This is a genomic window from Marinibacterium sp. SX1 (assembly GCF_050389775.1).
GTDB lineage: Bacteria > Pseudomonadota > Alphaproteobacteria > Rhodobacterales > Rhodobacteraceae > Marinibacterium.
On sequence record NZ_CP177144.1, the window covers coordinates 240,283 to 253,512 of the forward strand.

The following is a 13,230-nucleotide window of genomic DNA, read 5'->3' on the forward strand; positions in this document are numbered from 1 at the left end:
CCCGGTCCGGCGGGCGGGATCAGAGCCCGTTGATCGGCACCTTCAGAAAGCGCTTGCCGTCCTCGTCGGCGGGCGGCAGATCGCCCCCGCGCATGTTGACCTGCAGCGAGGGGATGATCAGCCGGGGCATGTCCAGCTGGGCATCGCGCTCGGTGCGGAAGCGCACGAATTCCTCGCGGGTCTTGCCCCGGCCGACGTGGATGTTGTGGGCCTTTTCCTCGGCCACGGTGGTTTCCCACTGGATCTCGCGGCCGCCGGGCCCGTAATCGTGGCACATGAACAGCCGGGTCTGATCGGGCAGGGCCAGGACCTTCTGGATCGAATCGTAGAGCTGGCCGGCATCGCCCCCGGGGAAATCCGCCCGGGCCGAACCGCCATCGGGCATGAACAGCGTGTCGCCGACAAAGGCCGCATCGCCCATGACATGGGTCATGCAGGCCGGGGTATGGCCGGGAGTGTGGATCGCCCGGCATTCCATCTCTCCGACCATGTAGGTGTCGCCGTCGTCGAAGAGCCGGTCGAACTGGCTGCCGTCGCGCTGGAATTCGGTGCCTTCGTTGAAGACCTTGCCGAACGTGTCCTGAACGGTGGTGATCTGGCGGCCGATGCCCAGCTTGCCGCCCAGCCGGGCCTGGATATAGGGCGCGGCCGAGAGGTGATCGGCATGGACATGGGTTTCGATCAGCCACTCCAGGGTCAGGCCGCGCCCGCGCACGTGGTCGATCAGCTGGTCGGCATGATCGTGGCTGATGCGCCCGGCGGCATAATCGATGTCCATCACCGAATCGACGATGGCGCAGGCATCCGAGGCCGGATCCTTGACCACGTAGGAAATCGTGTTGGTCGCCGGGTCAAAGAACGGCTGGACGTCGGGATGGATGTCGAGGTTGACGTTATGGGTCATGGTCTGGTCACTCCGGGATGGTCAGCGGGTCCGACAGGTTCTGAACCCCAGAAGGGTGTAGAGCGGACAGGAGCCGATCAGCGATGTCACGAGGAAGATGCCCGCCACGCCGGCGGCAATCCAGCGCAGAACGCCCGGCCAGGCCAGATCGGCGCCAAAGGCCAGCCAGAGCAGCACCAGGGCAAGCGCGATGCGGAGAAGACGGTCGATTTGTCCCATGTTGCGGGTCCAGATGTCGGGCATGGCAATGTCCTTCAGAACGGTTTCTGAAAGGTTACTGCCATGACGGCCCCCACGGTGACGGTGACTTGGTCACCAAGGGCGCCCCTTTTCCACCACCTGGGCGGGATGGCGGCCTGGCACCGGGATATTTTTGAAGAGAAAGAAGCAGGACGCCCGCGTGTGGCCGGGACAGCGCGCCGACCTGCTGCTTCTTTCTCTTTCCAAATATCCGGCCATGTCCCCACCGTTTGCGCGCATTCCGGCAAGGGCCGGTCAGTCGAGAATGCGCATGGGGTCCCGCGGGTTGGGCACCTGGCCGAACCAGGCGCCGTATTCCCCCGAGGTCGCCCGGTCCAGCAGGGCGCCCAGCGCGCCGATCGGATCTGTTTCGTTGTAATCGATACGCAGGGTCAGTGGTGCCCGGTCGGGGCGCAGGACCAGAAGCGCGGCGGAGAACAGCCCGCGCATGTCGCTGCCGGCGGCATCCGCCGCGCGCAGGGCGGCCAGCAGGCGGGTCTCGAAACTGCCGGGCGCGGCGAGATAGGCCTCGGCCAGGGTATCGACCACCGACGCACTGGCCAGCATGTTGCCGGCTGCCACGCCGCCGGCGAAGGTGCGGCTGTGCATCTCGGGCGTGTTCCGGGCGCCGGTAAAGGCCGCCGCCCGCCCCGTGGCATCAAGCGCCGACAGCTGGCGCCAGTCGCGCCCGGTATCCGCCCCGGTCACCCGGGTGACCGCCGTGCCCGCATCCAGTCCCGAGCCCATGGCATCGAGCACGTCCTCGCCCCAGAAGGTCGATGGTGCCGCGCCCTGGCTGGCCGACATTCCCGCTCCCAGCCGCCCGCGCAGCACCCATCCGCCGACGCAGAGCGACCCCGTCGCGGCCACGCCTCCCAATGCGCCGGTGTCCGGATCCTGGGCAAGAAGTGAAAAAGTCATCGGTCATCCCGTCTGGTGGCGGCCAAATTATCATGAAAAATTGACCCGTTCTATTTATCACGATAAATTCGACTCAAACAAATGTCCAATCGGGAGCCAACCATGAGCCTTTTGACCCTGACGCGCCGGACCATGCTGGCCGCCGCGACCTCGCTTCTGGCCCTGGGCAGCCTGTCTGCCCCGGCCCTGGCCCAGACCCCGCCCGGCGTGCTGATCGTCGGCCAGATCGCCGAGCCCAAGTCGCTGGACCCGGCCGCCGTGACGGCCGTCAACGATTTCCGCATCCTGGTGAACCTCTACGAGGGCCTGGTGCGCTACAAGCCCGGCACGCTGGAGGTCGAACCCCAGCTGGCCACGTCCTGGGAGATCTCCGAGGATGGCACCGAATACACCTTCGCCCTGCGCGAGGGCGTTACCTTTCACGACGGCACGCCGTTCAATGCCGAGGCCGTCAAGTTCAACTTTGACCGCATGCTGGACGAGGCCCACCCGTTCCACGACACCGGGCCGTTCCCCCTGGCCTTCTTCTTCTCGTCGGTCGAAACCACCGAGGTCATCGACGATCTGACCGTGAAGTTCACCCTGAACGCGCCCTATGCGCCGTTCCTGTCCAACCTGGCCTATCCCACCGGCCTGCTTGTCTCGCCTGCCGCGGTCGAGGCCGGCGGCGCCGATTTCGGGCGCAGCCCGGTTGGCACCGGGCCGTTCAAATTCGCCGAATGGCGGTCGAACGAGGCCGTGGTCATCGAGAAGAACGCCGATTACTGGGGCGAGCCCGCCGGCACCGATGCCGTGGTCTTCCGGCCGATCACCGATGCCAACACCCGCGTGGCCGAGATGCTGGCCGGGGGCATCGACATGATGGTCGAAGTGCCGCCCACCGCGCTGAGCCAGTTCCAGGGCGGCGGGTTCGACATCGTCGAACAGGCCGGGCCGCATGTCTGGTTCCTGATCCTGAACGCCAAGGAAGGGCCCTTTGCCGACAAGCGCGTCCGCCAGGCGGCCAATTACGCGATCAACAAGGAGGCCATCGTCAACGACGTGCTGGAAGGCACCGCCGACGTGGCCGCCGGCCCGACCCCGCCGGCCTTTGCCTGGGCCTACGACGAAAGCCTCGATCCCTATCCCTATGACCCCGAAAAGGCCAAGGCGCTGCTGGCCGAGGCCGGGGCCGAGGGCGCCGAGCTGACCTTCTATGTCACCGAGGGCGGATCGGGCATGCTGGACCCGATTGCCATGGGCACGGCGATCCAGGCCGACCTGGCGGCCGTCGGGCTGGATGTCAGCATCGAGACCTATGAATGGAACACCTTCCTGGGCGAGGTGAACCCCGGGCTGGAAGGCAAGGCCGACATGGCCGAGATGGCCTGGATGACCAACGATCCCGACACCCTGCCCTATCTCGCCCTGCGCACCGATGCCTGGCCGGACAAGGGCGGGTTCAACTCGGGCTATTATTCCAACCCCGAGGTCGACGCCCTGCTGGAAGAGGCCCGCACGGCCACCGACCAGGCCAAGCGCGCCGAGCTTTACCAGCAGATGCAGAAGATCGTTCAGGACGACGCGCCCTGGGTCTTTGTCGCCAACTGGAAGCAGAACGCGGTGACCAGCGACCGGGTGGAGAACTTTCAGCTCGAACCGTCCTTCCTGCTGCAGCTGTCGTCGGTCGTGAAGAACTGATCCCTCTGCGGGCCGGACACCGAATTCCGGCCCGCAGGACAAAACTTTCCCCGAAAGTTTTGCAAAGACTTTTCCTGAAAAGTCTTTCAAACGGCACGGTCCGGCAAGGGGCCCAGCGGAGGTTTGAAGGCAGATGGGCACATACATCCTCAAGCGGCTGGTCTCGGCCATTCCGGTGCTGCTTGGCATCACGATCATCGTCTTCCTGATCATGGCAATGATCCCCGGCGATCCGGCCACGGCGATCCTTGGGTCCTATGCCACGCCGGACAATGTCGAAAAGCTCAACCGCGACCTGGGCCTGGATAAGCCCCTGGTCCAGCGGTATTTCATCTGGCTGGGCAACATGGTCCAGGGCGATTTCGGCCGCTCCTTCAGCCTCAACCGCCCGGTGCTCGACGAGATCCTCGAACGGTTCTCGGCCACGCTGATCCTGGCCGGCGTGTCCTTTGTGCTGTGTTCGCTGCTGGGCATCCTGGCCGGCGTCGTGTCCGCGGCGCGGCAATATGGCCTGGCCGACAAGGCCATCACCTTCACCGTGCTCATCGGCATTTCGGTGCCCAGCTTCTTCCTGGGCATGATGATGATCCTGGTCTTCGCCGTGAAACTGCGCTGGCTGCCCGTCTCGGGCATGTACGCCATCTATGGCGGCGGCGACCTGCCCGACCTGCTCCGGCACCTGGTCATGCCGGCCCTGGCGCTCGCCGCCGTGGCCACCGGTGTTGTCGCCCGGCTGTCGCGGTCGGCCATGCTCGAAGTGCTGCGCCAGGATTACATCCGCACGGCCCGGGCCAAGGGCGTGCCGGAACGCCGGGTGATCTATGGCCATGCCCTGCGCGCGGCGATGGTGTCGATCATCCCCGTGCTGGGCATCCAGGCCGGCTTTGTCCTGTCGGGCGCGGTCTATATCGAGATGGTCTTCCAATGGCCCGGCATCGGCCGGATGCTGGTCGATGCGATCCTGAAACGCGACATCCTGCTGGTGCAGGGCGGGGTGGTCTTTGTCGCCGGCTGTTATGTCCTGTTCAACATCGCCGTGGACGTGGCGCAAAGCCTGCTCGACCCGAGGATCAAGACATGAGCGCCTTTCTCAAGCTGCTGTTCCGCAACCGGCTGGCCGCCATGGGCGCCGTGGTCATCGCGATCATCCTGCTGCTCGCCATCCTCACGCCGCTCCTGCCCTTGCCCGAGCCCAATGTCACCAACACGGCCGACCGGTTCCTGCGGCCCTTTTCCGAAGGCCACCTCCTGGGCACCGATCACCTCGGCCGGGACCTGCTGTCGCGGCTGATGTGGGGCACGCGGCTGTCACTGGCCGTGGGCATCGCCGCGGCCTTTGTCGCGGCGACCGTCGGTTCGGCCATCGGCATCGTCGCCGGCTATTTCGGCGGGCGCACCGACAACCTGATCATGCGTGGCGTCGACATGCTGATGGCCTTTCCCTACATCCTGCTGGCCCTGGCCATCGTCGCCGCCCTCGGCCCCGGGCTGCTCAACGCGCTGATCGCCGTGGCGGCCGTCAACATCCCCTTCTTCGCCCGCAACATCCGGGGCATCACCGTGTCCCTGGCCGGGCGCGAATTCGTCGATGCCGCGCGGCTGGCCGGCAAGGGCCATGGCCGCATCATCCTGACCGAAGTGCTGCCCAACGTGCTGCCGGTCATCGTCATCGCCATGTCGACGACCGTCGGCTGGATGATCCTGGAAACCGCCGGCCTGTCCTTCCTGGGCCTGGGATCGCAGCCGCCCCAGGCCGACCTGGGCTCGATGCTGGGCGAAGCCCGCGCGGCCCTGATCACCGCCCCGCATACCTCGATCGTGCCGGGCATCATGATCTTTCTCATCGTCATGAGCGTGAACCTGCTGGGCGACGGCGTGCGCGATGCGCTTGATCCGCGGCTGAAATCCGGCGCGCTCAGCCGGCCGCGGGCCACCACCCGGGTCGACCGCCCCACCCCGCCGCCCGAGGCTCCGCAGAAAGGCGTGCTGGACCTGCAGGACCTGCAGACCCAGTTCCACGTCGGCGCCCGGGTCTACCGCGCCGTCAGCGGCGTGTCCCTGCACGTCGAGCCCGGCGAATGCCTGGGCGTGATCGGCGAGAGCGGGTCGGGCAAGTCGGTCACGGCGCTGTCGGTCATGGGCCTTGTCGCCTCGCCGCCCGGGGTGATCACCGGCGGGGCGGTGAAATTCGGCGGCGAGGACCTGCTGGGCGCGTCCTATGACAGCCTGCGGCGCAAGCGCGGCGACAAGGTGGCCTATATCTTCCAGGATCCGCTGGCCACGCTGCACCCGCTCTACCGGGTCGGCGACCAGATGATCGAGGCGATCCAGGCCCACCACCGGGTGTCGCGGACGGCGGCCCGGGCCCGGGCGCTGGAGCTGTTCGAGGCCGTTCGCATCCCCAACCCGCAAAGCCGGCTTGACGCCTATCCCCACGAAATGTCGGGTGGCATGCGCCAGCGGGTGGGCATTGCCATGGCCATGGTCAACGACCCCGAGGTGATCATCGCCGACGAGCCGACCACCGCGCTGGATGTCACCGTGCAGGCCCAGATCCTGGCCCTGCTGGACGAGCTGCGCCGCGAGCGCGGGCTGGCCATTGTCTTCATCACCCATGATTTCGGCGTCGTGGCCCAGCTGTGCGACCGGGTGGCCGTGATGTATGCTGGCCGGATCGTCGAACAGGGGCCGACGGGCACCGTGCTGGCCGCCCCCGCCCATCCCTATACCAAGCGCCTGATCGCCTGCGTGCCCGAGCTGGGCGGCGGACGGCGCCGGCTTGAGGCCATTCCCGGCCTGCCCCCGGTGGTCGACAACCTGCCCGAGGGCTGTGCCTTTGCCCCGCGCTGTGCCCGGGCCACGACCGACTGCCAGCGCGGTGACATCCCCCTGTCGGGCGGGACACGGGCCGTGCGCTGCATCCATCCCGAGGAGGCCGTCGCATGACCCTTGCCCTCAAGGTCACCGACCTGTCGAAGACCTTTCCGCTGGCCAAGCCGCTGTTCCGGCCCGCGCCGCCGGGCGTGCGCGCCGTCCGCCCGATGAGCTTTGAGGTACCCAAGGGCGAAACCCTTGGCATCGTGGGGGAATCCGGCTGTGGCAAATCCACCCTGGCGCGGATGCTGGTCGGGCTGCTGACGCCTTCGACCGGCCATATCGAGATCGCCGGAGACAAGCCCGACCTCGGCGATCCGGCGGCCTTCGGCAAGCTGATCCAATATGTCTTCCAGGACCCGATTTCCTCGCTCAACCCGCGCAAGACCATCCGCCAGATCATGGACGCCCCCCTGCGCCGGCTGCACGGCATGGGCCGGGCCGACCGCGACCGGCGCATCGCCGAGATCTTTGCTTCGGTGAACCTGCGCGAGGAATTCCTGGATCGCTACCCACATGAATTCTCGGGCGGCCAGGCCCAGCGGATCGGCATCGCCCGGGCCCTGGCCGCCGCGCCCGAGATCATCGTGCTGGACGAGCCGGTCTCGGCGCTGGACGTGTCGGTCCAGGCCCAGGTGCTGAACCTGCTGGCCGACCTGCGCCGCGATTTCGGCCTGACCTACCTGTTCATCAGCCACGACCTGGCCGTGGTCGAGGCGGTCAGCGACCGGGTGGTGGTGTTGTATTTCGGCGCCGTCGTCGAGATCGGCCGGGCGGAACAGATTTTCAACGCCCCGCGCCACCCCTATACCAAGTTGCTGGCCGACAGCGCGCCCGTCGTCGGCCGGCCGCTGACCGCGCCCGAGCAGAAGGGCACCGAACTGCCCGACCCGCTGAACCCGCCGCCGGGCTGTGCCTTTGCCGGGCGCTGCCCGCGCGCCACCGAGATCTGCCGGACGGACGACCCGGCCCTGACCCGCATGGGAGACGACCAGCTTGCCGCCTGCCACCACCCGCTCGAAGACTGAACCACGGCTGAGCCGACCGGCCCGGGTGGCCGAAGAGATCAAGGACTGGGTTGTCGAACAGGGCCTGATGCCCGGCGACAGGCTGCCCGGCGAGACCGAGCTGATGGCCCGGTTTTCCATGGCCAAGGGCACCATCCGCGAGGCCATGCGCATCCTCGAGGCGCAGGGCCTGATCAAGACGCGGACCGGCCCGGGGGGCGGGTCCTTCGTGCACGAGGTCAGCCGGGGCCGGGCCCGGGCGCTGCTGGGAAATTACTTCTACTTCAAGGACCTGACGATCGGCGACATCTACCAGCTGCGCCGGGCGCTGGAACCGGAACTGGCCGCCACGCTGGCCGGCCGGCTGCCCGAAGAGGTGTTGCAGGCGCTGGAAGAGAACATCACGCAATATGACGCGCCGGCCCGCACGCTGGACGAGGAACGCGCCCAGCACGTGGCCTCGCTGCGGTTCCACGCGATCCTGGCCGAGCAGGCCGACAATTCGCTGCTGTCCTTCATCATCGATTTCATGGTCGCCCTGCTGACCGACCTGACCGTGCATCGCAAGCTCTACGAACCGATCAACCGCGAGCTCTGGGCCAAGGGCCGCGATTACCAGGCCCGGCTGGTCATGGCCCTGCGCGCGGGCGACAAGGGCGCCGCCCGGGCGGTGATGAAGGCCCACATGGACACCGCCTGGCGGCTGATGCGCGACCAGGAGGTCGAGATGGCCCGGCGGTTCATCGACGAATGAGCCCCGGGGGCGGTGCGTTGCACGCGCCCGCCGGTTCTCGTTGGCCGCCGTCTGGCCCCTGGTCCTCCCGGCCGGCGTTTCAGCCCATCTGGTAGCCCGGCGTCGATTGCGAGATCGCGGTTTCCTCGTCGTCCATGCCTTCGGGGATGGCCTCGAAGAGCGGCGTCGACATGTAGCGTTCGCCGGTATCGGGCAACATGGCCAGGATCACCGTGCCCGGGGCCGCGGTTTCGGCCAGTTTCATCGCCACGCCAAAGGTCGACCCGCCCGACACGCCGGTCAGGATGCCTTCGGACCGGGCCAGCTTGCGCGCCCAGTCCATGCCCTCGGCTCCGGCGATGGGCAGCAGGTCGTCGTAATAGGCCTTGTCGATGGCTTCCTGCAGGACGAAGGGAATGAAATCCGGGGTCCAGCCCTGGATCGGATGGGGTTCAAAGGCCGAATGGCTGACCGCCGGGCTGTTGCCCGCGTCCCGGTCCTGGGCGATGCCCGACTGGACCAGCGCGGCATTGGCCGGCTCGGTCAGGACGATCCGCGTGTCGGGCCGCTCGCGGCGCAGCACGCGGGCCACGCCGGTCACCGTGCCGCCGGTGCCGTAGCCGGTGACGAAGTAATCCAGCGCCTTGCCCTTGAAATCGGCCACGATCTCGGGGCCGGTCGTGGCCTCGTGGATGTCGGCATTGGCCTTGGTCTCGAACTGGCTGGCCAGGAACCAGCCGTTCTTCTCGGCCAGCTCCCGGGCCTTCTGGTACATGCCAAAGCCCTTCTGGGCCTTGGGCGTCAGCACCACCTTGGCCCCCAGCATGCGCATCAGCCGGCGGCGTTCGACGGAAAAGCTCTCGGCCATGGTGATGACCAGCGGATAGCCCTTCTGGGCGCAGACCATGGCCAGGCCGATGCCCGTGTTGCCGCTGGTCGCCTCGACGACGGTCTGACCGGGTTTCAGCGCGCCCGATGCCTCGGCGGATTCGATGATCGACAGGGCCAGCCGGTCCTTGACCGAGGCCGCGGGGTTGAAGAACTCGGCCTTGACGTAGATCTCGACGCCCTCGGGCGCCAGGTTGTTGATGCGCACCACGGGCGTGCCGCCCACGGTGTCGAGGATGGAGCCGTAAAGGCCGGGCGTGCGCCCCGGTGTCCGGTCGGTCATGGTCTGGTCCCCCTGGGATATTGTCCACTGGGACAAACCTAGCCATTCCAGCAGGATTTTGCGCGGGGGGCGGGCGAAAAAGGACGCCAGCGGCGCGAAACGGGGCAAAGCGCGGCCGCTGTTCCGGCGAGGCGGCGCGGGGCGCGACACCGTTTCCTTCAAAGGAAACGGGCCGGAATTTTCGAAAATTCCGGCCCGGTCCGAATGGTGCGGTCAGTGCGCAGGGGTCACAGGAACCCTTCGGCCTTGGCCCAGTCGAGCCCGGCATCCAGCGCCACGGCCAGGCGCTGGCCGATGCGCTCGATATCGGCCTCGGTCAGGATCAGCGGCGGGCAGAGCGCGACGGTCTCGTAGACCGAGCGGCAGATCAGCCCGTTGTCCTGCGCGGCCTTGGCCACCGCGGCCGCCACCTTGCCCACCGGCGAAAAGCCCGTCTTGGACGCCTTGTCGGCCACCAGTTCCAGCCCGGCCATCAGCCCGGTGCCGCGCACCTCGCCGACCAGCGGGTGATCGGCAAAGCTCTGCACCATGGCCTGGAAGGGCGCTTCCATCCGGGCGGCGTTGCCCATCAGGTCCTTTTCCTCGATGATCGCCAGGTTCTCCAGCCCGGCGGCGCAGGCCACGGGATGGCCCGACCCGGTGAAACCATGGCCGAAGGTGCCCAGCTTTTCGGTATTGTCGGCGATCGGGTTGTAGACCTTGTCGTTCACCAGGATGGCAGCCAGCGGCATGTAGGACGAGGTCAGCTGTTTCGAGGTCACCAGGATGTCGGGGGTGAAACCGTATTTCTGGCAGCCGAAGGGCGTACCCAGCCGGCCGAACCCGTTGATCACCTCGTCCGAGATCAGCAGGATGTCGTATTTCTCGCAGAGCGCGGCAATGCCCGGCCAATAGCCTTCGGGCGGGGTCATCACGCCGCCGGCGCCCATGACCGGCTCACCGATGAAACCGGCGATCGTCTCGGGACCCTCGGCCAGGATCGTGTCCTCGGCTTCCTTCAGCAGGCGCGCGGTGAACGCGGCCTCGGTCTCGCCCTCTTCGGCCCATTTCCAGTAATGCGGGCAGGTCAGGTGGACGACCGGGATGGCCGGCAGGTCGAAATCCTTGTGGTTGCCCGGCAGGCCGGTCAGCGACCCGCTGGCGATGGTGATGCCGTGATAGGCCTTGTTGCGGGCCAGGAACTTCTTCTTTTCGGGCCGGCCCAGGGCGTTGTTCATGAACCAGATCATCTTGATCACGGTGTCATTGGCCTCGGACCCGGAATTGGTGAAGAACACCCGGTTCAGCCCTTCGGGCGTCATTTCGACCAGCTTTTCGGCCAGCCGGATCGACGGCGCATGGGCCTTGTGGGCGAAGGAATGGTAATAGGGCAGTTCGAGCATCTGCTCGTAGGCCGCCTTGGCGATGCGGTCTTCCGAAAAGCCCACGGCCACCGACCACAGCCCGGCCATGGCCTCGATGTATTCCTTGCCTTCGCTGTCGTAGACGTGGATGCCGTCGCCCTTGGTGATGATCATCGGCCCCTGCTCTTCATGGGCGCGCATGTTCGTGTAGGGATGCATGCTGTGCGCGATGTCCGATGCGTGGAGCGAATTGGGGATGCGGTTCATGGGACGGACCTCCGGCTGAGTGACTTGGCGGCCGGGCGCATGGGGGCGCGGGGCCGATTCGCTGCGACTATGCCGGGATCGGCAGGGCAGCGGCAATGGGTGAAGCGACAGCAGCCGGTGGAATGCCGCCATGCAAAGCCTGTCTTTGCCCGCCCCAGGTGATTGCGGTGGCAGGCCGGGCATGCCAGACCGGGGCAAGACCGCAAGAGAGGCGCCGATGAAGGACGCACCCCTACTCAATCTCGTCCTGTCGCTGATCCTGGTGCTGGTCGTCGGCTATTTCCTGGTCGTCGGCCGGTCGATCCTGGTGCCCATCGTGACCTCGGTGATCTCGGTCTATCTCATGGTCTCGGCCACCGATGCGCTCAAGGGCCTGCCCCTGCTGCGACACATGCCCACGCCCGTGCTGCGGATCTGCGTGCTGACCGTTTTCGCGGCAGTTGTCTATGTCTTTGCCGTGGTCGTCGCGGCCACCGTGCGCGACATTGCCGCCGTGGCCCCGATCTACCAGCAGAACATCGAGGACCTGCTGGGCCGGGTGGAAACCCGGTTCGATGTCGACACCCGCGAGATTTTCACCGATGCCGTGGCCGTGACCTTCGGCCAGCTGAACCTGCGGGCAACGATCCTGTCGGTGCTGGGCAGCTTCACCATCGTCGGCATGTCGATCTTCCTGATCGTGGTCTATGCCGGGTTCCTGATGGCCGAACGCGAAGGCTTTGCCGCCAAGATCTCGGCGGCCTTCACCGATGGCGAAACGGCCGAGCGGACCAAGACCATCGTGGCCCATATCAACCGGCAGATCGGCGAATACCTGACGGTCAAGACCCTGATCAACATCATCCTGGGCGCGATCTGCCTGGTCATCCTGCTGGTCTTCGGGGCCGATTTCGCCTTTTTCTGGGCCATTGTCATCGCCTTGCTGAACTATATCCCCTATGTCGGCTCGCTGCTGGCCGTGGCCTTTCCCGTTGCCCTGTCGCTGGCCCAGACCGGGTCGCTGTGGCACACCGCCGGTCTGGCCGCCTTCCTGATCACCGCCCAGGTCACCGTGGGCAACTGGCTGGAGCCGCGGATGATCGGCCGGCAGATGAACCTGTCGCCCTTCGTGGTGCTGGTCGCCCTGTCGGTCTGGAGCGCGCTGTGGGGCGTGCCCGGAGCGATCCTGGCGGTGCCGATGACGGCCATGATCACCATCGTCCTGGGGGCCTTTGCCTCGACCCGCTTCGTTGCCGTCCTGCTGGCCGACCGGATCGACACGCCCGATCTGACAGAGCCTCACGACACCCGCCTGCCCTGAGAGCGTCTTGCCCTCCGGGCGCGTCGCGGGCGGCGTGATTGGCCCCGACCAATCGCGCGGCCCGGCAGATCCCGGCCCGGCACCGGCCCCATGGCCTGACACCGGCGCCCCCAATGCCGCCGCGCCGGCCCCTTGTCCCCGCCCCATCGCCGGCCCCGGACCGCGGCCCAACTCGCTTGCCACCACCGCCGGCCCCGGCCCCCCGGTCACATCGCTACTGCCCAACCCCGGCCGCATCGCTTGACCCCGACCGCCCCAGCGCCGACCCTGACGCCCAGGCCCCGCGCGCCCGGCCTGACCGGCGCGCGACACATCACGACAGGCCCCGCACCGATCCGCCGGCCCCCGGGCGCCTGCAGGGGGACCAGCCAGACAGGGATTTCACCACATGCTCTTCCAGACCGACCACCGCCAGGGCAGCCACGACCAGCGCCGGCTCTATGCCCTGTTCGAGATCTTCTACACGGTCATCGATTTCGCCGCGGCCACGCTGTTCATCATCGGCTCGTTCATGTTCCTGTCCGACGACTGGATGACCCCGGGCACCTGGTGTTTCATCGTCGGATCGTTCTTCTTCGCCGCCAAGCCCGCGCTGCGGCTGGTGCGCGAACTGAAACTGGCCGCCTTGGGCGATGCCGAGGACCTGGCCAAGCGGTTCCGCAGCTGAGCCCCCGCCGGATACCCACCAAGCGCGGCGCGGCAGCTGGTACCAAGCCCGGCCGCCGGCAGGGACATCATGCCGGACAGCCGCCCGACAGCCATCGAATGGCACCAAGCCGGGCAGCCGGCG

Annotated in this window: 12 protein-coding genes; 7 read left to right on the forward strand and 5 right to left on the reverse strand. The window is 67.1% G+C overall.

The window, feature by feature from the left end; all coding sequences use genetic code 11:
* Nucleotides 1-19 precede the first annotated feature (19 nt).
* The 3 genes from ACK3BB_RS01100 to ACK3BB_RS01110 all read right to left on the reverse strand — a co-directional run bounded on the left by ACK3BB_RS01100 (nt 20) and on the right by ACK3BB_RS01110 (nt 2,065).
* Nucleotides 20-904 (reverse strand): MBL fold metallo-hydrolase, encoded by an 885-nt coding sequence (locus ACK3BB_RS01100; protein WP_428926884.1) that lies wholly within the window; start codon nt 902-904, stop codon nt 20-22.
* 21 nt (nt 905-925) lie between these two features.
* Nucleotides 926-1,147: a YgaP family membrane protein gene (locus ACK3BB_RS01105; protein WP_428926885.1), complete on the reverse strand. Its 222-nt coding sequence runs from the start codon at nt 1,145-1,147 to the stop codon at nt 926-928.
* A 252-nt stretch (nt 1,148-1,399) separates the two neighbouring features.
* Nucleotides 1,400-2,065 carry a DUF1028 domain-containing protein gene (locus ACK3BB_RS01110; protein ID WP_428926886.1) on the reverse strand — a complete coding sequence of 222 codons (666 nt, stop codon included), beginning with the start codon at nt 2,063-2,065 and terminating at the stop codon, nt 1,400-1,402.
* A 102-nt stretch (nt 2,066-2,167) separates the two neighbouring features.
* Between ACK3BB_RS01110 and ACK3BB_RS01115 the strand changes: the two genes are divergently transcribed.
* The 5 genes from ACK3BB_RS01115 to ACK3BB_RS01135 all read left to right on the forward strand — a co-directional run bounded on the left by ACK3BB_RS01115 (nt 2,168) and on the right by ACK3BB_RS01135 (nt 8,380).
* Nucleotides 2,168-3,745 (forward strand): ABC transporter substrate-binding protein, encoded by a 1,578-nt coding sequence (locus ACK3BB_RS01115; RefSeq protein WP_428926887.1) that lies wholly within the window; start codon nt 2,168-2,170, stop codon nt 3,743-3,745.
* A 133-nt stretch (nt 3,746-3,878) separates the two neighbouring features.
* Nucleotides 3,879-4,826, forward strand: a complete 948-nt coding sequence (locus tag ACK3BB_RS01120) for an ABC transporter permease (RefSeq protein WP_428926888.1) — start codon at nt 3,879-3,881, stop codon at nt 4,824-4,826.
* Nucleotides 4,823-6,691, forward strand: a complete 1,869-nt coding sequence (locus ACK3BB_RS01125; RefSeq protein WP_428926889.1) for a dipeptide/oligopeptide/nickel ABC transporter permease/ATP-binding protein — start codon at nt 4,823-4,825, stop codon at nt 6,689-6,691. Before ACK3BB_RS01120 ends, ACK3BB_RS01125 begins: the two co-directional genes overlap by 4 nt.
* The gene (locus ACK3BB_RS01130; protein ID WP_428926890.1) at nt 6,688-7,647 is read left to right on the forward strand and encodes an ABC transporter ATP-binding protein; all 960 of its coding nucleotides are present in this window, start codon (nt 6,688-6,690) and stop codon (nt 7,645-7,647) included. Before ACK3BB_RS01125 ends, ACK3BB_RS01130 begins: the two co-directional genes overlap by 4 nt.
* Nucleotides 7,616-8,380: a FadR/GntR family transcriptional regulator gene (locus ACK3BB_RS01135; RefSeq protein WP_428926891.1), complete on the forward strand. Its 765-nt coding sequence runs from the start codon at nt 7,616-7,618 to the stop codon at nt 8,378-8,380. Before ACK3BB_RS01130 ends, ACK3BB_RS01135 begins: the two co-directional genes overlap by 32 nt.
* Before the next feature lie 79 nt (nt 8,381-8,459).
* Here ACK3BB_RS01135 and ACK3BB_RS01140 read toward each other — a convergent pair whose 3' ends face one another.
* Nucleotides 8,460-9,530 (reverse strand): PLP-dependent cysteine synthase family protein, encoded by a 1,071-nt coding sequence (locus ACK3BB_RS01140; RefSeq protein ID WP_428926892.1) that lies wholly within the window; start codon nt 9,528-9,530, stop codon nt 8,460-8,462.
* A 227-nt stretch (nt 9,531-9,757) separates the two neighbouring features.
* A complete protein-coding gene (locus ACK3BB_RS01145; protein ID WP_428926893.1) occupies nt 9,758-11,140 on the reverse strand; it encodes an aspartate aminotransferase family protein in 1,383 nt (460 codons plus the stop codon).
* A gap of 217 nt (nt 11,141-11,357) precedes the next feature.
* Here ACK3BB_RS01145 and ACK3BB_RS01150 point away from each other — a divergent pair, with 217 nt between their 5' ends.
* A complete protein-coding gene (locus ACK3BB_RS01150; protein WP_428926894.1) occupies nt 11,358-12,440 on the forward strand; it encodes an AI-2E family transporter in 1,083 nt (360 codons plus the stop codon).
* A gap of 388 nt (nt 12,441-12,828) precedes the next feature.
* Nucleotides 12,829-13,107, forward strand: a complete 279-nt coding sequence (locus ACK3BB_RS01155; RefSeq protein ID WP_428926895.1) for a YrhK family protein — start codon at nt 12,829-12,831, stop codon at nt 13,105-13,107.
* Nucleotides 13,108-13,230: the final 123 nt, after the last annotated feature.